The following is a 19,398-nucleotide window of genomic DNA, read 5'->3' on the forward strand; positions in this document are numbered from 1 at the left end:
GCTGAATGCTGACTCACTGATTTGGGGCCGGGGGATTTAAGGTAGGAGGCACGCACAGCAGCAATTAAAGGAGCGCGCATGTTCGGCTGGGTTGCCATCGCCGCATCAGTCCCGGTGTGGCTGTACTTTTTCTACCGCCTCACGGCGCTGTTTCGGTTCATCCGCTCCGGCGGGCCCACGCAGCTGAACCGTACCGACCGGCCCCTGGCGCGCCTTGGCCGCGTGCTCATCGAAGTCTTCGGCCATACCCACTTCAAAGGCCGCCCGCTGGTCAATGCCGCGCACTGGCTCGTCATGGTGGGCTTCCTCTTCGGCGCCATCGTGTGGTTCGAAGCCTATATCCAAACCTTCGCGCCCGATAAAGGCTGGCCGTGGCTCAGCGACTGGCCGGTCTACCACTTCATCGAAGAGGTCCTCGCCATCGGAACCGTGCTGGGCATCTGCTTCCTCATTGGCGTGCGCCTCAAACTCGGCCATACCGACCGCGGCAGCCGCTTCTACAACTCGCAGGTCTTCCCCGCACGCCTGGTGGAGGCCATCGTGCTCCTCGAGGGCCTGGGCATGCTCGCCGTCAAGGCCGCCGCCATCGCCACGTACGGCGGTGGGTCCCCGTGGGCTGATTTCTTGTCGATGCGTGTGGCGGGGGTTATGCAGGCGTCGCCAAGCATGGTGCAATTCTTTGCCCTGGTGAAGCTGCTGACGGGCCTGGTGTTCATCGCGTGCATCGCCCACTATTTCCAGTGGGGCGTGATGTGGCACCGCTTCCTGGCGTTCTTCAACATCTTCTTCCAGCGCAACGCCGACGGCGAGAAGGCGCTGGGCGCTCTCCCCACGCCGGACTTGGAGGACCTCGAACCGGGAAGCTGGAAGATGCTTCTCGACGCCTCCTCCTGCACCGAATGCGGCCGCTGCCAGGACCTGTGCCCCGCATGGAACACCGAGAAGCCGCTGAGCCCGAAGAAGCTCATGATGGACCTGCGCCAGAGCGCGCTGGATAATTACAACCCGCATGAGGGGCTCAACGTGCTGGCGATGGCGGGCACGATTGATGATGACGTCCTGTGGTCCTGCACCAACTGCGGTGCTTGCGTTGACCAGTGCCCGGTGGATATCGAACACATCGACCACGTGGCGGACCTGCGTCGCTTCAAGGTGCTGGCGGAGTCCGACTTCCCGTCGGAGCTGACCGGGCTGTTTAAGAACATGGAGACGAAGGGCAACCCGTGGGGGCGCAACGCTTCGGAGCGCCGCGCGTGGATCGATGAGGCGCGTGCCGACGGCATTGAGGTGCCGATCATCGGCGAGGACGCCACTGATTTCTCGGACCTGGAGTACCTGTTCTGGGTCGGTTGCGCGGGTGCGTACGACGACAAGGGCCGCGCCACGACGCGCGCGGTGGTGGACATGCTGCACACTGCGGGCGTGAAGTTCGGTGTGCTGGCCACGGGCGAGACCTGTACCGGTGACCCGGCGCGCCGTGCTGGCAATGAGTTCCTGTTCCAGGTGATGGCGGAGCAGAATGTTGCCACGCTTAACGACGCCTTCGCCGGCGTCCCCAAAGGCCAGCGCAAAATCATCACGACGTGCCCGCACTGCTTCAACACGATCCGCAACGAGTATCCCGATTTCGACGGCCACTTTGATGTGCTGCACCACACGCAGCTGCTCAACCGTTTGGTGCGGGAGAAGCTGCTCGTGCCGGTGCCGCGTTCCCCGGAGAACCGCCGACCCGTCACGTATCACGACCCGTGCTTCCTGGGCCGCCACAACAAGGTCTTCGACCCGCCGCGTGAACTCGTCGAGGCGACCGGCGCAACGCTGGCGGAGATGGACCACAACCGCGACGAGGCCTTCTGCTGCGGTGCCGGTGGCGCGCGCATGTTCATGGAAGAAAACCAGGGCAAGCGAGTTAACGAGTTCCGCTCGGAGCAGGCCGTGGCGACCGGTGCCGAGCAGATTGCGACGGGCTGCCCGTTCTGCAATGTCATGCTGACGGGTGGTGTGAAGTCCATCGCGCCGCAGACACAGGTCAGCGATGTGGCGCTCATGCTTCGCGACGCCATTGCCCCCTCCGGCGACCTTCCCGCCCCGCGCGAGAAGGCCTTCCTCGACACTCCCCGCCGCCTGCCCGTGGAAGATTCCACCGCACCTTCCCCGGAAACACTCGCTGCGGAATCTGCCCCAACAAGCTCTCCGCAGGCCCCCACCGCTGCACCAAGTACGTCTGCGGCGCCGACACCTCCGACTGCCCCCAGCGCGCCCGCAGCTCCGTCTGCGCCGAGCGCACCGCAAGCACCTGCCGCGCCCAGCGCACCACAGGCAGTGCCAACGTCCCCTGCCGCGCCGAGCGCGCCAACGGCTCCATCCGCTGCACCGCAGGCACCATCAACGCCGACTGCCCCCAGCGCGCCGAACACGCCTGCAGCACCCTCGACTCCATCTGCGCCACAAGCGCCCTCTGCTCCCAGTGCACCACAGAGTCCATCTGCTCCAACAGCTCCCAGTCCACCGCAGGCCCCAGCTGCGCCACATGTCGCAGGAGCTCCAACCGCTCCTACAGCGCCGAGTGCTCCCAAAGCACCTACCGCACCGTCCGTGCCAGACGCACCCGCAGCTCCATCTGCACACACTCCGACACCGAACGCAGCCTCTGTACCGCAGGCACCAGCCGCACCCCAGGCGCCCGGTGCACCATCGTCGCCAAACGCTGCAGCTGTACCGACTGCACCGGCGGCACCCAAGGCTGCAACAACGCCAAGCGCTCCCGGTGCACCGGCGGCACCAGCGTCGAGCGTTCCCAGTGCCCCCGCTGCACCAAACGCACCGCAAGCACCCACGGATACTCCTTCGGTGCCGAAGGCACCGCCTGCACCAACAGCACCGAGTGCACCAAACGCGGGCGCCGTGCCGAAGGCTCCGGAGGCGCCAGGCGTGTCGGAAGAGGGGGCGTCGGAAAGCAAAGACTAGTGCGACGTCAACCACAGCAGCGCCGCGTGAGCTAGGCATGCCTGGTTTCGCACAGGTACGCTCTACTCCATGCAATCTGACGTGACCTACGTCCTCGCCTCGGGCGAAAATAATTACACCGACTCGCTGGTGTCCTTCGCATGGATTATGGCGGTGGCGCTGCTGGCGCCGTTGGTGTCCCATGCGCTTGGCAAGAAGATGCCGGCCGTGGCGCTGCTTATTTTCTTCGGCATGCTCATCGGCCCGTCGATGTTGGGCCTGGCCCACGAGGACCCCGGCATCGGGATGCTCAAGGAGCTTGGCGTTGGTGCGCTTTTCCTGCTTGCAGGTTTCGAAATTGACCTCGCCGCCCTGAAATCGAAGGAAGCCGCCACAGGGTTATCCACGTGGCTCCTCTGCGTGGTGGCGTGTGGCGTCGGCGCCTATTTCCTCATGGACGACATCCCCGGCGCCATCGTCATGGCCATCGCTTTGACCTCCACCGCCCTGGGCACCATCACGCCGATGCTCAAACAGGACAAGCTCCTGGGCACGCGAGTAGGCGATTCCGTGGTTATCCACGGCGCAATCGGTGAGGTCGCGCCCATTACCGCGATGGCACTCCTGCTGGGAACACGCTCCACGTGGACAACGATGCTGATTCTTCTCGCCTTCATCGGCATTGCCGTGGCCGTCGCCGTCATGCCCTTCGCCATTACTACCCTCATGCCGTGGTTCAAGGACGCTTTCATCTCCGGGGCGGGCTCCACCAATCAGACCATCATGCGCCTCATCATCCTGATGCTGGCCATCCTCATGGCGGTGACGGCGGTATTCGAACTCGACATTGTCCTAGGCGCCTTCGCGACGGGCATCATCCTCAACCGCATCATTCCCGATGAGTTCCATAAGGGCTTGGAGAACCGCCTCGACGTCGTTTTTTATTCCATGCTCATCCCCGTCTTCTTCGTGGTCTCTGGCATGGCGATTGACTGGAAAGTCATCGTGGACGAACCCCTCAAGGTCCTCGGCATTCCGCTGCTCATCTTGGTCACCCGCGGCCTGCCGGTGTTCCTGCGCGAGAACATCCACCAGACCGGCTCCGACGTCGAAACCACCCGCGAGCGCATCCAGGTGGCCCTTTACGCGGCGACCGGCCTGCCCATCATCGTGGCGGTGATGACGCTTGCGGTGGGTTCGGGCATCGTCGATAGTGAAATGGCCTCCATCTTCATCGCCGGCGGCGCACTCACCGTTGCAATCTTCCCGTTCCTCTCCAGCCTCGTGCGCGGAAAAGAGCCCGCCAAGGCGGAAGAATAGGGCTGCTAGAATATAGGGCGTGACTAATCCCTTCAGCATGCGGCTTTCCGACGCCGAACGGACCGACGCCGTCAACGACCTCGCCCAGGCCTTGGGTGAAGGCCGCCTGACCATGGATGAGTTTGAGGACCGCACCGACGCCGTCATGCGCGCCACTACCCGCCGCGAGCTGGCAGAAGTCTTCATGGATATCCCCACCAAGGCCAGCAGCGAGCTGAAGATTTACTCCCAGGGCGACGTCGCGCGCGCCTACCAGTCAACCCGGAAACCCCGCTTGGCCACCGCATTGGTTGGCCCCTCGGGCTACTGTTCGGAGCGATCGCATCCTTCGCCACCCTGTCCGGGGCCACCGCCGCACTCACCGGCACCGGCCTGCTTTTCCTCATCCCCGCGTTGTGGATCATGCTGTACGTGGCCAAGGTGGGCCCCGAGTCCTGGCACCAGCCCTCCGCGCGGCAGATTGAGCGCCAGCGCATGCGCGAGCTCAAGGCCGCCGGCGCTGAAGAACGCGCACAGATGCGGGCGTTGGAGCAGGCGCAGTGGGCGGAGAGGCGTCGCCAAGCAAGTGAAATTACCGGGGATGCGATGAATCTTGCCAAACGCAAGCTGAAAGAGTGGAACCAGAAGTAACATATCCGGCATGACTCACAACCGGATTTTTGATCAATCCACCAAACTACAGGGCGTTGCCTACGATATTCGCGGCGAGGTTTCCACGGAAGCCGAGCGCATGGAGCTCGACGGGCACAGCATTCTGAAGCTCAACACCGGCAACCCGGCGGTGTTTGGTTTCGATGCGCCGGATGTCATCATGCGCGACATGATTGCGGCGCTGCCGACCTCGCAGGGCTACTCCACGTCGAAGGGTATTATCCCGGCGCGGCGCGCGATTGTGACCCGCTATGAGCTGGAGGATTTCCCCAGCTTCGACGTCAATGACGTGTACTTGGGCAACGGCGTCTCCGAGCTGATTTCGATGGTGACACAGGCGCTGCTTGACGACGGCGACGAGGTTCTCATCCCCGCCCCTGACTACCCCCTGTGGACGGCGGCGACGTCGCTGGCGGGTGGCACGCCGGTGCACTATTTGTGCGATGAGGAGGATGATTGGAATCCGTCCATTGAAGATATTCGCGCGAAAGTAACGGAGAAGACCAAGGCCATTGTGGTCATTAATCCGAATAACCCGACGGGTGCCGTGTACTCGCGTGAGACCCTGCAGAAAATCGTGGATGTGGCGCGCGAGTATAACCTGCTGATTCTGGCGGATGAGATTTATGACCGCATTCTGTATGACGGTGCGAAGCACATTTCGATTGCCTCGCTGGCGCCGGATTTGCTGACGATTACGTTTAACGGCTTGTCGAAGGCCTACCGCGTGGCCGGCTACCGTGCCGGTTGGATGGTGCTGACAGGCCCGAAGTCCCATGCGCGTGGTTTCATCGAGGGCTTGGATTTGTTGGCGGGCACGCGCCTGTGCCCGAATGTGCCGGCGCAGCACGCGATTCAGGTCGCGCTGGGCGGAAGACAGTCCATTTATGAACTCACCGGTGAGGGCGGGCGCTTGCTCAAACAGCGCAACATTGCCTACGAGAAGCTCAACGAGATTCCCGGCGTGTCCGTGGTGAAACCGATGGGCGCGCTGTACTGCTTCCCGCGCTTGGACCCAGAGGTCTATGAGATTCACGATGACTCGAAGCTCATGCTCGACATCCTGCGCGCCGAGAAAATCCTCATGGTGCAAGGCACCGGCTTTAACTGGCCCACGCCGGATCATTTCCGCGTGGTCACGCTGCCGTGGGCCTCGCAGCTGGAGAACGCGATTGAGCGACTCGGCAACTTCCTGGTGAGCTACCGCCAGTAGCACAGCCGATACCTGAACTTCGCGCGATAGGGCCCACGGCGCAAAGAAAGCACAACACAAACGTGCATGCAGAATCCCTCACCGGCCGGTGTTATCAGTCCGGCGGGGCGGGGCTTCCCGGCTCGGAACGTGTGGATGTCCGTGATTCGGCCGGCTTTGCGGTCTGGGCGCGACGGCTTGTGCTAGGGCTCGCAACGGTGCTTACTGTTTCTTGACGGTTTTCGCGGATGCGCTGGGCGCGCGGCGCGCGGTGCGGATGCGCCGGTTCCCGCGGATCGCGGGGCCCAGCCGGCACCCATTTAATTTTGCCGTCTTCGCGCACGATGCGGCCCCGACCCGGCAAGCCATTGATGGCGTTGTGGTACTTGCACAGCGGGGTGAGGTTTTCGGGGTTCGTTTCGCCGCCTTTTCGCCATTCTGTGATGTGGTGTATCTGAGAGTAATCGGCGCCGCACAGGCACCGGTCCCAGGCACAGGTAGGTTGCTCACCGCTGGCCATGATGCGCTGCTTTTCCGAGGCAACGCGCTGGGTGCGGTGGAGTTCCACGGGGCCTTTGACGCGGTCGACAAGCATGACGAGGCCTTCTTCGGCGAGCTCCCGCTCGATGAGCTCTTGGCCGGTGATTTTCGCGCCGTTGGAGAGCTGAATCACGATATCCCCGAGGTCCGGCGCCGCGGGGTCGCTGATGTCGTGCCCGAATGTCTCATCGCTGGCAGGCTCGTCAGAAGCACTAGACGCGGCGGCGGACTTGGTGGGAGGCATGGCACCCGTGGAGTCGGGGCGCAGGGTAGATGTGGTGGCGGGCTGGGTAGGAGGCGTGCCGTCAGCAGCGGGCGCGGCGGAGTCGGGGCGCGGGGTGGACGGGTCGCCCAAGCGGCCCAAGATTGTGGCGTACTCGGGAAGCTCCATGACGGCGAGGGTCTGGGCCACGGGGCGGGCGAGGCGGCCCTCACGAAACGCGGCGGTAAAGGAACCCACCGGATCCTCCTCATCGATATTGGGGCGCAGGTCCTCGATGAGCGCGGCCGGGGCTGTGAGCGTGAGCTTCGACAGCTCCTTGCCACGGCGAATTGTCACGCCCGGCTTCGGCGCGGGCGGCGGGTTGAGCTCACGAATGCGCTTGCGCGCATAGCGGGCCACGGCCTTTTCATCCCCCGCGATGCCGCACAACTCAATGCGCAGATCCCACGCCTCACGCTGCTTCTTCAACCTTCCTGCGAAGCGTTCAATGAGCAGCAGCGTGGGCAGGTCGTGCCCATTGGCGCGGGCGGCCGAAACGGCACGCGCCTGTTTGCGGGTGAAGGAGGTGGGGGCAAAGTAGACGTCGAAAAGCGCCAGCAAGGAACGCGCCACAGACTCCGGACCCCACGCCCGCAGCTGCTCGAAGCTCAGCCCCGCAATGCCGGCGACGAGCTCAATGCCCGCCGCCTGGCTGCGAAGATGCGCTTCCACTAGGTTCATACCAGCCACGCTAAACGCCCCACCCACACTACACAATGGCACCGCTGCCAGCCTGTGGATAACTTGTTGATCGCGTCAGCAATACTTTTCTTTATTATGAAACTCATTCACAATAGTAGGCATGACTAATCTCAGCCCGTGGCGCACGGGGCTCCTTGGACTTCTTGCCATCACGGCCCTCGCAACCCTCGCGGGACTGTTCATCCTCCGCCCCACCAGCGCGCTCACCGAGCACACCAGCCCGGACTTTTCCACCACCTACGCCCTCAACCATCCACAGGTCGAAGGCACCGTGGAGACCGTGGATAACCACCTGTGCTCCGACCCCCACACGGGCCGCGCCTTCGATGAGGCCCCGCTCATCCCCGCCGAGGGCGACGACACCTCCTGCACCCGCGCCCTCATTGACCTAAGCTCCGGCGCTGACGCAGGCCGCAAGACGCAGCTCGTATTCTATGGCGTGGCCAGTGACCCGACCCTCCACCCCGGTGACGAGGTAATTCTGACAGTTTCCAGCGACGGCACCTATGCCTTCGCCGATTTCCAGCGCGCCGGCAACCTTGGCTTGTGGGCGATTATCGCCGCCGTCATCATCATCGCCTTCGCCGCCTGGCATGGGCTGCGCGCGCTGCTGGGCCTCGGCATCAGTTTGGCCATCGTGTTCTTCTACCTCATCCCCTCCCTCATCGAGGGCCATTCCGCGCTGCCGCTGGCGCTCGTTACCTGCGCGGCCATCCTTTTCCTCGCCGTTCCTCTCGTGCACGGCGTGAACTGGAAATCCGCCTCCGCCCTGGGAGGAGCATTGGTGGCGCTGGCGTTGTCGGGGGCGTTGGGGTGGGCGTCGATAAGCAGCACGGCACTGACGGGTTCCAGCTCGGAGGATAACCTCAAGCTGCTGCTCTACATGCCGGGGGTTTCCGTGGTGGGCGTGCTGCTGTGCGGGTTCATCATCGGCGCGCTCGGCAGCCTCAACGACATCGCGGTGGCGCAGGCCTCCACCGTGCGCGAGCTCAACGCCGCCGACCCCACAGCCGGGCCCGGCGCGCTTTTCATGTCAGCCATGAAGGTGGGCCGCGACCATATCGCCTCCATGGTGTATACCATCGTGCTGACCTATACCGGCGCGGCCCTGCCCCTGCTCATGCTCATCACGGCGGCGCAGCGCCCAGCCCTGCAGATCCTCTCCAGTGACCTCGTCGCCACGGAGGTTCTGCGCTCCCTGCTGGGCGCGATGGCCTTGACACTTGCGGTACCGCTGACCACCGCGATTGCGGCGTTTACTGTGCCGGAAGGACGCGACCAAGCGCTTCGACGTTCCAGCCCGCAGCGCGCCAAGCATCGACGTTGAGCACGTTGCGCCCATCGATGATGTGGCGGCGGGCCACGAGCTCACCGGCTTCCGCCGGGTCGAGGTCGCGGAATTCCTGCCACTCGGTGGCGAGGATGACCAGCTCGGTGTCCTTGAGTGCCGCGCTTGCCGACGCCGCGTAGTTCAACGTCGGGAACACCTTCTTGGCGTTCTCCATACCTTGCGGGTCATAGACCGTCACGGCGGCACCGGCCAGGGAGAGCGAACCGGCCACGGACAGCGCCGGCGAATCGCGGACGTCATCGGAGTTGGGCTTAAAAGCGCAGCCCAGCACGGTGACGCGGTGGCCGAGGAGGGAGCCGTCGAAAGCCTGCTTGGCCAGGTCCACGACGCGGTCGCGGCGGCGCATGTTGATGGCGTCGACCTCGCGCAGGAAGGTCAGGGCTTGGTCGGCGCCGAGCTCACCGGCGCGTGCCATGAAGGCGCGGATGTCCTTGGGCAGGCAGCCGCCGCCGAAGCCTAAGCCCGCGCCGAGGAATTTGCGGCCGATGCGCTCGTCGTAGCCGATGGCGTCGGCAAGCTTGACGACGTCCGCCCCTGCAATCTCGCAGATTTCAGACACGGCGTTGATGAAGGAAATCTTGGTGGCCAAAAAGGCGTTAGCGGAGACCTTGACCAGCTCGGCGGTCTGCAAGTCGGTCACGATGAACGGGGTGTTCTGTGCCAGTGGCTGGGCATAGACCTCGCGGGCAACCTCTTCGGCGTTACTTACACCGTCGGCGAGCCCTGCCTCGCCGACGCCGAGGACGATGCGGTCCGGGGTGATGGTGTCCTTGACCGCGTATCCCTCGCGCAGGAACTCCGGGTTCCAGGCAATCTCCACGCTGGTGCCCTCTGGGGCCAGTTCATCGGCCATCTCCTGCAGCCGCGCCGCGGTGCCTACCGGGACGGTGGATTTGCCGAAGATGATGTGCTCGCCCTTAAGGCGCGGTACGAGCTCCGTGATGACGGACTCCACGTAGGTGAGATCCGCGGCATAGGAGCCGTGGGCCTGCGGGGTGCCGACGCCGAGGAAGTGCACGTTGGCGAACTCCGCGGCGTCATCATAGCTGGTGGAAAAATCTAGGCGGCCGGCCTCGATGTTGCGCTCGAGTACCTCCGGCAGGCCAGGCTCGTAGAACGGCACGCGGCCGCCCTTCAGAGCTTCAATCTTGTTTTCATCAACATCTACACCGAGTACCTCGTGGCCGAGCTCCGCCATACAGGCGGCGTGTGTCGCACCTAGGTAGCCGGTACCAATAACAGTCATACGCATAACCGGCTATTTTAGGCGCTCCTGTGCCTGCTTGCCCGACGAGGTGCAGAATGTTTAGCGGAAGTTCAGATAGGACTTCGACGGCGTTGGCCCGCGCTGGCCCTGGTACTTCGAGCCGAGCACGCCGGAGCCGTACGGCGCCTCCGCCGGCGAGGACATCTTGAAGATGGCCAACTGCCCCACCTTCATCCCCGGCCACAGAGTAATCGGCAGGTTCGCGGTGTTGGACAGCTCGAGCGTGATGTGCCCGGAGAAGCCCGGATCGATGAAGCCCGCCGTGGAGTGCGTCAGCAGACCCAGGCGCCCCAGGGAAGACTTGCCCTCCAAGCGGCCTGCGAGGTTGGCCGGCAAAGTGAACTTCTCCAGCGTGGCGCCCAGCACAAACTCACCTGGGTGCAGCACAAAGGCATCACCCTCAGCCACCTCCACCTCGCTGGTGAGGTCCGGCATCTCCTGCTTGGGGTCGATATGCGTGTAGCGCGAGTTATTAAACACGCGGAAGAATTTGTCCAAGCGCACATCGATGGAGGAAGGCTGGACCATCTCGGCGTCGAAAGGCTCGATGCTCAAACGCTCTGGAGCATCAGCGGCGATGGCGGCACGGATATCACGATCAGAAAGAAGCACGGCTCATAGTCTACCTCCCCACTGGGCCTTTTATGGCCTCGGGCGGCGGCGGTGCTAAGCTTTACGACGATGCACAATCTGCATTGCGCCGACGTAGTTTAATGGTAGAACTGCAGCTTCCCAAGCTGCTGGCGCGGGTTCGATTCCCGTCGTCGGCTCCACTTATCTTTCCAGCTCATGGACTAATTTCATACCTGCAGGATGGACCATGACAGCCCCTATCTTCACGCCGAAAACCACAGCGGAGCTTCGCTCTGAGCGTGAGCATATACTTCAAGATCTTGCGCCCCGCACAATCGATGAACTCCGCGAACTTCGTGCGATAGATCAAATCCTAACTATCGATGAGGCCATTCTGAATCAGTATGAAGCTCTGTGTTTCGTTATCGGCGACTAGGAACAGATATGGTTTCTCTCAGGACTGCACCTTCCCTAGTCTGAGCTTCTAAAAATCTCTTCAAGCGCCCCACGTCAACTCAAGGGTGCGCGGCAACAGACTCCACACAGGCAGGACACAATGGGCAAGAACGAACCAGCGGGAATCACCGACGCACCCAAGAAAAAAGGCACCAACCACAACGCCATCATCGCGTTGATCCTGATTCTCGTCGGCCTTGGCGTCCTGCTCTACCCCGTCGTAGCCACGCAATGGAACAACTACAACCAGTCCCGCGCCGCGGAAGAGTACGCGAAGCTCGAAAAACAAGCCCCGCCTGAGGTTCTGCACACCGCGTGGGAGGAAGCACAAGCCTACAACGCCGGGTTGGGCCAGATCAGCATCGACGACGCTTGGACCACCACCGATGACGAAGACTCCCCCGAGTACCAGCGATACCGCCAGTACCTGTCGGTATTGTCTGAGACCGATGCCATGGGCCGCATCGTCATCCCTTCCATCGATTCTGATCTGCCTATTTATCACGGCACGTCGGAGAAGGCACTCTCCCGCGGTGCGGGCCACCTCTACGGCACGGACCTACCCGTCGGCGGAATAGGCGACGGCGAGGGCCGGCACGCAGCACTCTCTGCCCACACAGGTCTACAGAACGCCACGCTGTGGGACAATCTCACCAAGGTCAAGAAGGGTGATGCTTTCTACATCGCCGCCGGCGGCGAGAAGCTCAAGTACGAGGTGCACGATATTCGGGTCGTCGAGCCAGCAGACACCAGCTCGCTCCACCGCGTACCGGGCCAAGACATCGTTACGCTCATTACTTGTACCCCCTACGGGGTTAACACCCACCGCTTGCTCGTCACCGGCCACCGAGTGCCGATGGATCCGAAAGACGAGGCCGCATTCAACAGCTCGGGTGTGCACTGGCAGTGGTGGATGTGGGCCATTCTGGCTGCCGCAGCCATCATCATGCTTCTACTCATCTACTGGTGGCGCAAATATGTCAGCAACGCTAAGGACGCCGTGCTTGACGACGACCCGCAGGACTCCTAACCGACAATGAATATGCAATAAGGCCCGCCCTTCCCTGGTTGTTGGAAGAGCGGGCCTTTTCTAAAAGTAGCTGCAAGCGCTGGTTCTATGCCGGGCGACGTCGCAAGGCAAGGCACCCTGCCGCGACAATAGCGGCACCAGCGAGAGCCCACAGGCCTACGCCTTCACCACCGGTCTTGGGCAGCGCACCCTTGGTGATGTCAGCGACCTGAAGGACGCCGATCTTCTTCACGCAATTGTCAGCGGTGTCAGACTCAGCGCACCTATTACTGGTGATCGCGGTCCCTCCAGAGAGCACCTTGATGACTGCATTGCCATCCTTATCCCAGTCCGTGGAGAACTTGATCGGCGCGGGCAGCAGGTTATAGCCGTTCGGCGCCTTGGTCTCGATGAGGTAATAAACGCCAGGGGCGTCCAAACCTTCGAGCTTCACACGGCCCGTGGTGGTGGTCGTGGACTGCTTCACCACAGGGTTAGCATCAGTGTTGACGCTGCCATCCGCGTTTAGCTTCAGCTTTCCGTCAGCATCACCGCGATGGACGGTGAACTGCGCGCCACCGAGCAACCCGTCGGTTTGGATCTCGTCCGGGTTGTCCGGGTTATAGCTCGCCTTTTCGAGCAGGACGTCCATCGTTTCCTTGGTCTCCAGCGGGATACAGTCAGTATCCTTCCAGCCGCCCATTTCTGCCTCATTCATGAGGCCAAATTTAGGCTCGTGCAGGCCACCCTTGGTGTAGCAGCGCGAGTTACCTGCAGGTTGGCTCGGGTACCCGGCGGGTACAGAGGTGCTGTCCAGCTTTGAACGATCCAGCTTGAAACGCACCGTCACCTCGTAGACATGCTGCCCTGTACTTCCGCCAACACCCTTGGATTTAGGTTTAATGATCTTCGGAGTGTCATTCTTGTTGAGTTCGTACGGACCGGCGCCCAGGTACGACTGCGGCTGGCTGGTCCTGTTGAACTCATCCTTGAAGACCACAGTGGCTCCAGTCACCGTGGCAGCACCAACGAACTTCGGGGTGTCCGTGAGCTTGCCGTAGATCACGTCGTTGGTGTCGAAGCCAGGTGCGTCCGGTGCCTCAACTACGACGTTGTACTTCGCAGTGTATTCATTCACTGCACCAAGAACAGGTTGCGGTGTGTTGTCGACAGCAACCTTATTCAAGCAGGCTTCAGTAGCAACGTTGTCATCTTCAGCCGGGCTCGACTCCCCGTCCGTGGCCTGGAAGGCCACCTTGTTGGGACTACACACCGTCTTGAGGTTGCCGTTCTCATCTTTTCGCACCGGCGCAGAGACGACATACTCTACCTTCGCGTGTCCGGGAAGGGTACCCACGTAACCCTTCATGTACCCCACCTCACCACTTGTGGCTGACGGCACGTCCATCCCGGCGTAAATGCCGCTCTCAGGTTTGATCTCATTGGGCCCCGGACCACGGCCGTTGACCACGGTAGATCCCGGACCAAAGCCCTCAAACTTTGCCGTGGGGTCGGTAGCGTTCACACCATAGTGAGTATCCGTTGGTAGGTATTCCCAGAACGTACCACCCGAGCTGGCATTGTCCGTAGTGTTTTCCACGGAGATAGTCCAAAAAGTCCGCACCTCACCGTCCACCACCTTGGTCTCGGAGCGTTGCTTCTTCACCGCAATGTTTGATTGCAGCGCTGGCGGCGGCGGAACTAGGTCGGAGGCCGCGTCCGTGTTAAATGAAGCAGGCAGGTTGTTCATTATGTTGACCAGCTCGAACTTCGGGCTATCATCATCTGGGTTGGTGATCTTTAGCTCAAAGCCCAGCTGATTCGCATTCGCACTACCCGAGCCAAAACCCAGGTTTCCATTGGAGTAGGTCCACGCCTTGCCCCAAGAAGCAGAGGGGTTCGAGATCGTGCGCCCATCCAAGGTCTTGATGCCGGTGAGATCCCAGGTCCTGATGTCGCCGGTCTGTGTGTCAATGCGTTCAAGGATAAGCTTGTCGCCTGCCTGAGCCTTACTCTGGAAACCCCACATATACTTCTGGGCTTGCGGGAGCACCGCCCAGTCCTCCGAGTAGGACTTCTGGCTTCCTAGCACGCGTTGAGCCTTGACTTTGTCGACGTCGACCTTATAAAGGTGACGGCTACCAGAAGTGGACGTGTTGCCCACAAAAAATCCCTCGCTGGTGTACACGCCAGCGTTGAGGAGATCCCGGTCGCCGCTCGTTTCAAACGGGGTACCGGTACTTCCGGCCTTTAAAATAGGCCCAAGATTATATACTTCACCGGTTGCCGGATTGATCTGCAGGAGATTTCCTGCAGGGTAGCAGGGATCACCATTTTGACCGCGAATCTGGCTTACCGCATAAAGCCAGTTATCACTCGAATCAAAGGCTAGAGCATTGTATACCCAGGGAGTGGACTCTCCCACCTGGCGAAAGTCTCGGCCTTGGTTGACTTGACGGCTCAGAATGGAAGTGTCTCGGCGAAGATCCTTAGGTTCACTGGTTACAACGTAGACAGGGCTACCGTCGGCAAATTCAGCTGGGGTGAGATCGCGCTTTGGCTGTCTGCTTGTAACCGGATCTTGGCACTCCTCTTTCGCAGGAACGGTGAAGGAAGCTGTAAACACTGTATCGGCTGGCCCGCGGTGAACACCCTTAAACTGAATCTGTGCGGTGCCACCAATAGTAATCTGCGGCAGGATGACTTGGTATTCCTTGGCGCTAATCCTTTTGTAGGTCACCTTCGCCTCATACCAACCTCCGTTGGCACCGGTGTAATAGATCGTCAGGTCATCAGGGTTAGTCGATAAATAACTGTTAACGCTGGATTTGAGGGTAACCACCGTGCCTTGCGGAATGGACAGCTGGCCGCCAAAAAGCTCACCGGCCGGAATCTTAAAGTTCGGGATATAGCGGCTTCCCTTGAGCACGTATCCATCGTTTACCATCGTGATGGTGCGGTCGCCTGCAGCGTACGGGGTAATGTTCGGCGCCGCCATCAGACGGGCTGGGGCCGCGTCAACGTCAGCAATATCAAGCGGCTCAGTCACCTCCGAAGGGGCTTCTAAGGCTTCGCTGGATTCAGGTGATGACGTGCTGGTAGTCTCCTCGGCTACTCCACGCACGTCGACGGACATCCCGCTCAGTTCGGATTCCTCTGCGACCGCTGGGATCTTCAGTGAGAAAGCTGCTCCTGCTGGCACGTCAGTAGAAAGGCCAGTGATTCGGAAAGTCACTGAAGAGCTGGTTGATTTTACAACGAGGTTGTCTCCTTCGCGGACGGGGATCACTTCGCCGTCGATAGTCAGTGTGTAGGCCGAGCCGTCGAACTCCAGTCCTGCAGTCTCAACAGTGAATTCCAACTCCTCCACGGTTCCGGCGTCAACAAAGTGGCCTGCAAATGTTGCGGAGTCGCCAGCAGTCAGGCTCAGCTGGTCTGCAGAATCGAGCTCGGTGCGCAGAGCCGTAGTTTGTGCTTCGGCGACGGCACCAACGATTCCGGGCAGAGCAGCCGGTGCAGCAACACCAACAACGAGAGCCAGTGCAGCAATGAACGCCGCAAGAGCACGCCAGCGGTACACAACCGGCTCGACCGGATGAGAATCTGTCCAGGACATTAGCGTCCCTCGCTTTCTGAATTCTTCCTACGGCTAAAGGCAATCATCACGAAACCGGTAGCAATCAATGCCAACGCTCCGGCCACCACACCGAGTACTTCTGCACCGGTCATTGCCAATGAGCCTCCATTCCCTTGCGAACGGTTCGGGGAATCTGAAGTTGTGTTTGTACCAGATTCCGGGTTGTTAGGTGGCGTTGTCCCAGGCTCGTGCGGAGTCTCTCCTGGCTTTGTCGGTGGTACCGGGGGAATCAACGGAGGGAACACCGGCGGAAACTTTGGCGTTGTCCGCGGAGTACTCGAGGTTGTCGATGGAGTATTCGGGGTTGTCGGGGCCGTGGGGGTCGTCGGCGGCGTCGGCGTTTCACCCGGCTTGTGGGTCTTGGCCACAATCACTCCTGGCACTGGGTTCGGATTGTCCACCACTGTGTGGAACGGAACCACCACCACAAACGGACTAATCTCCCGGTAGGAGTCATCCGGGGCCGTCGACGTCACCACATAGAAACCATTGGCAAGACCACCAAACGTCACCTCTCCATTGGCATCGGTGACTTTCTCCGCGTGCATATCAGTGCGCCAATCACGAACCTCGTCGAGATTCGCGTTCCGTACGCGGGCTGCGTCGTCAGCGTTGGTCGGGTCCAAGCCGGCAAGCCGGGCCAGACGAATCGTAACTCCCTGAATCTTTCCCGCAGGCGCATGACCATCGTCATTCGGATTACCTTGTGTAAGCCGCACTGTCACCGTATCCGTAGCCATAGTGCGCTCCGAACCAGTGGACTGCTGCCCGGCAACCTGCACCGCTTCCGCAGCAACCGTGCCCGGCCCTGCGAACGCAACCGCACACGCTACTCCGACGGCAACCACTCGGGCCGACCATGCATTTGTCAACCTCTTCATCGCTTTACTCCCGCACGCTACTTTCCTTATTAATTACTTCTTGCACCCCGGTAGCCGCCTTCTGGCGCCGCAGCCACCAAACTAGCCAACAACCAATAACAATCACCGCAGCTAGCAGCACAAACATCCACCACTGCCAGCCCGGGCCATGGGAGCCTTCAAACAACGTTTCTTCCCCCGGCTCTAAGGCCACCTGATGGCCACGCACCAACAAGCGATGCGTATTGATCCCGTACGGGGTGCACGTAATCAACGTGACGTAATCCTTATTGGCGACTGGCCGCAGACTATCTACCTCACTCGGCAGAACCACTTGTATGTCATCTACAACATACTTCATTTTATGGCCAGCAACCTGGATATAGAATGCATCGCCCTTAGCGGCCGAATTGAGGTGATCAAACATCGTCGAATTTGATAGACCCGTGTGCCCGGTGATGACGGAATGAGTTCCTGCTCCTCCTACCGGCAAATCAGAGCCATACAAGTGCCCTAACCCACGCTGCAGTGTTTTGTCCGCAGTGCCATGAAACACCGGCAGATCGACGTCTATTGCTGGGAACACGAGGCGGGCCATCGCTTCGGTCTCACCCAACTGTTCCAGGTAAGCCTCATAATCGGGATTATCCACACCGATACGGTTCAGCCACGGATCCAAGATCGGACCCGACGTATGCTCCTCGTTGTACGCATGCGCAGCATCCCATACGGAGTCCTGCACCTGCGCCGGTGTCTCTTTGTCCAGTCGCGCATACTCTTGCGCCACCCGTGAGGCATTCCAGTTGTTCCAGGCGGTCGAGACCACTGGGTACAGCATCACCAACAACCCGACGACAACGATTACCGCCGGAAGAGCTAAGCCTCCACGGCGCCTGTGCCGCCTGCCAGTTTCTTGGCCTACCACCGAAGTCAACGACCCGCACCACCCAAAACAATGCCCCACGCGCTAGCGCAGCGCGACCGGGATTACAACGAAAGATAAAGATAGGGACCGGAATCTACGCCTAGTCCAGTCCCCTCATTGGGTCGGGCGGCCTACCTTGGCTACCCGACCCGCAGCGCAGACCATCATGGACAGTCTGCGCCACCGGAACTATGCCCGGCTATTAGTTGCGCGCGGTACGACGAGCGAACCAAGCACCAGCAGCAACAATCGCTGCGCCAATAGCAGCCAGGATGCCCACACCGGCACCACCAGTCATCGGCAGGTTCGGGGTGTCGCGCTTGATGTTTTCAATTTCAGAAACAAGGGTGACGGCGTCGTCACCCTCGAGCTCACCAGTCTTCGCGATGTTCTCGCGGGTGAACTCAATTTCGGTAACAGGGTTTTCCGGCAGTGCGTAGCCCGCTGGAGCCTTGGTTTCCTTCAGACAGAACTTCTTGATGTCGGTGACCTGTGCGTTATCTGCGAAGTCGGTGACGTGCAGTCCGTCGATGGTGATGGTGCCGTCAGCACCGGTGGTCCACTTGTCCTGCTCCTTGACGGTCAACTTACCGCCCAGCTTATTTGCCGCGGTGCACTGGTATAGCTCGAACTCAGCACCTTCCAGGACCTTACCGTCCTCCTTGCCGTCCTTCTTCACAACCTTCAGCTTGCCGTGGTAGGTCACGACCTCATTGGTCTTGTTCTTGACCTCGTTGCCGGTGTTCGGGTTGTTGAAGATGACGTCAGCCTGGTTCTTCAGCTCAGTGGTGTCGCCCACTTCCTTGCGCTTGACCTCGAAGGTCAGAGACATCTTGTCACCGGACTTAACCTTGGCAAGGCCCTGGTCGGTCAGCTTAACGACGAGCTTGTTTCCGTTCTCAGCCGGATTGTTGACCTCGTAGTCACCGGCACCCAGAGCGGTCTCTCCAGCCTTGACCTCGGTGACCTTCTGGAAGTCCAAACGCTGGTCCAGCCGATCCTCGAAGCGGAAGGCGGTCAGGCTCTTACCCGCACCCCAGGTCGGAGCATCCGCGTTGATGGTGTAGGTGTACGCGTCCTGGATGTTCTGATCTGCATCCTTGACAGTCTTCTTGGTCGTGGTTTCCGTGTTCTTCGGGTACGCGATGACGTCGTAGTTCCAGGCATCCGATGCCTTGTTAACCATCGGCACCGACACGATGAACGGAGCGCCGGCAACGATGCCGTCCGGAGCGTTAGTTTCCTCTACCAAGTAGATGCCCAAAGGCAGATCAGTGAAAGCTGCCTTGCCATCAGTGCCGGTGGTTTCTTCCTTGGTTTCCGCAGTCTTCTTGTCGTCCTTGACGTCAGCAGCCGACTTCGGGAAGGTCGACCAGTCACCATTCTGCAGGTCGTAGTCAAGCTTGGTGATCTTGTAAGTCACACCAGAAAGAGGGTCACCCGGTACGTTCCCCATCTCCCCACCGGTCGCGGGGGTGTCAGACTCAGCACCCTTCTTCTTGTAGAGGGTAATCGAACCCTTCTTGCTGAAATCGATGTTTGCCTTGTTCACGGCACCCTGCTCAACGGCAGGTGCTTCCTCGGCCAGGGCGCCCGGAGCGGAGATTCCCAGGGAGAGGCCTACGACTGCTGCGAAAGTGACCGAACGAGCGGTACGAGAGATCTTGTTCACGGAAACAGGTCCTTTACATGAGTTGTGTAATGAGA

The 19,398-nt window shown here is 60.8% G+C and carries 13 protein-coding genes, 1 tRNA gene and 1 pseudogene; 8 read left to right on the forward strand and 7 right to left on the reverse strand.

Translation table 11 applies throughout. The annotated features are described in order from the left end of the window. Nucleotides 1-78: 78 nt before the first annotated feature. The 5 genes and pseudogenes from HMPREF2806_RS10835 (at nt 79) to HMPREF2806_RS10850 (ending at nt 6,130) form a co-directional block, all read left to right on the forward strand. Entirely contained in the window at nt 79-2,967 is a 2,889-nt protein-coding gene (locus HMPREF2806_RS10835; RefSeq protein WP_070517701.1) for a (Fe-S)-binding protein, read from the forward strand. Between the two features lie 69 nt (nt 2,968-3,036). Further along, nucleotides 3,037-4,266, forward strand: a complete 1,230-nt coding sequence (locus HMPREF2806_RS10840; protein WP_070517702.1) for a cation:proton antiporter — start codon at nt 3,037-3,039, stop codon at nt 4,264-4,266. A gap of 37 nt (nt 4,267-4,303) precedes the next feature. Further along, nucleotides 4,304-4,402 (forward strand): annotated as a pseudogene (locus tag HMPREF2806_RS13910) (DUF1707 domain-containing protein); the annotation flags it as partial. A 266-nt stretch (nt 4,403-4,668) separates the two neighbouring features. After that, nucleotides 4,669-4,896 (forward strand): hypothetical protein, encoded by a 228-nt coding sequence (locus HMPREF2806_RS13915; protein ID WP_232745448.1) that lies wholly within the window; start codon nt 4,669-4,671, stop codon nt 4,894-4,896. Between the two features lie 10 nt (nt 4,897-4,906). Then, nucleotides 4,907-6,130 carry a pyridoxal phosphate-dependent aminotransferase gene (locus tag HMPREF2806_RS10850; protein WP_010188626.1) on the forward strand — a complete coding sequence of 408 codons (1,224 nt, stop codon included), beginning with the start codon at nt 4,907-4,909 and terminating at the stop codon, nt 6,128-6,130. A 94-nt stretch (nt 6,131-6,224) separates the two neighbouring features. Here HMPREF2806_RS10850 and HMPREF2806_RS10855 read toward each other — a convergent pair whose 3' ends face one another. After that, nucleotides 6,225-7,592, reverse strand: coding sequence for an HNH endonuclease signature motif containing protein (locus tag HMPREF2806_RS10855; RefSeq protein WP_010188624.1), 1,368 nt, complete (start codon nt 7,590-7,592; stop codon nt 6,225-6,227). A 121-nt stretch (nt 7,593-7,713) separates the two neighbouring features. On the opposite strand from HMPREF2806_RS10855, the gene HMPREF2806_RS10860 reads away from it, so the two are divergent. Then, nucleotides 7,714-8,940, forward strand: coding sequence for a YibE/F family protein (locus HMPREF2806_RS10860; protein WP_070517703.1), 1,227 nt, complete (start codon nt 7,714-7,716; stop codon nt 8,938-8,940). Here HMPREF2806_RS10860 and HMPREF2806_RS10865 read toward each other — a convergent pair. Together HMPREF2806_RS10865 and dcd are read right to left on the reverse strand one after the other, a co-directional pair. After that, a complete protein-coding gene (locus HMPREF2806_RS10865) occupies nt 8,870-10,216 on the reverse strand; it encodes a UDP-glucose dehydrogenase family protein (RefSeq protein WP_070517704.1) in 1,347 nt (448 codons plus the stop codon). The two genes, HMPREF2806_RS10860 and HMPREF2806_RS10865, sit on opposite strands and share 71 nt — an antisense overlap. A gap of 54 nt (nt 10,217-10,270) precedes the next feature. After that, entirely contained in the window at nt 10,271-10,843 is a 573-nt protein-coding gene (gene dcd, locus HMPREF2806_RS10870; protein ID WP_070517705.1) for a dCTP deaminase, read from the reverse strand. 87 nt (nt 10,844-10,930) lie between these two features. On the opposite strand from dcd, the gene HMPREF2806_RS10875 reads away from it, so the two are divergent. Both HMPREF2806_RS10875 and HMPREF2806_RS10885 read left to right on the forward strand, forming a co-directional pair. Continuing rightward, a tRNA-Gly gene (locus HMPREF2806_RS10875) sits at nt 10,931-11,004 on the forward strand. 356 nt (nt 11,005-11,360) lie between these two features. Continuing rightward, nucleotides 11,361-12,290 carry a class C sortase gene (locus tag HMPREF2806_RS10885; protein ID WP_070517706.1) on the forward strand — a complete coding sequence of 310 codons (930 nt, stop codon included), beginning with the start codon at nt 11,361-11,363 and terminating at the stop codon, nt 12,288-12,290. Nucleotides 12,291-12,375: 85 nt separating this feature from the next. Here HMPREF2806_RS10885 and HMPREF2806_RS10890 read toward each other — a convergent pair whose 3' ends face one another. The 4 genes from HMPREF2806_RS10890 to HMPREF2806_RS10900 all read right to left on the reverse strand — a co-directional run bounded on the left by HMPREF2806_RS10890 (nt 12,376) and on the right by HMPREF2806_RS10900 (nt 19,363). After that, the gene (locus tag HMPREF2806_RS10890; protein ID WP_070517707.1) at nt 12,376-15,885 is read right to left on the reverse strand and encodes a prealbumin-like fold domain-containing protein; all 3,510 of its coding nucleotides are present in this window, start codon (nt 15,883-15,885) and stop codon (nt 12,376-12,378) included. Beyond that, nucleotides 15,885-16,787: a hypothetical protein gene (locus HMPREF2806_RS13235; RefSeq protein WP_082254423.1), complete on the reverse strand. Its 903-nt coding sequence runs from the start codon at nt 16,785-16,787 to the stop codon at nt 15,885-15,887. Before HMPREF2806_RS13235 ends, HMPREF2806_RS10890 begins: the two co-directional genes overlap by 1 nt. Before the next feature lie 4 nt (nt 16,788-16,791). After that, complete coding sequence (locus tag HMPREF2806_RS10895; protein ID WP_052750529.1) at nt 16,792-17,730, reverse strand: class C sortase; 939 nt, start codon at nt 17,728-17,730, stop codon at nt 16,792-16,794. A gap of 163 nt (nt 17,731-17,893) precedes the next feature. Further along, the gene (locus HMPREF2806_RS10900) at nt 17,894-19,363 is read right to left on the reverse strand and encodes a SpaH/EbpB family LPXTG-anchored major pilin (protein WP_070517708.1); all 1,470 of its coding nucleotides are present in this window, start codon (nt 19,361-19,363) and stop codon (nt 17,894-17,896) included. Nucleotides 19,364-19,398: the final 35 nt, after the last annotated feature.

This window comes from Corynebacterium sp. HMSC076G08, from assembly GCF_001811515.1.
Taxonomy (GTDB): domain Bacteria; phylum Actinomycetota; class Actinomycetes; order Mycobacteriales; family Mycobacteriaceae; genus Corynebacterium; species Corynebacterium hiratae.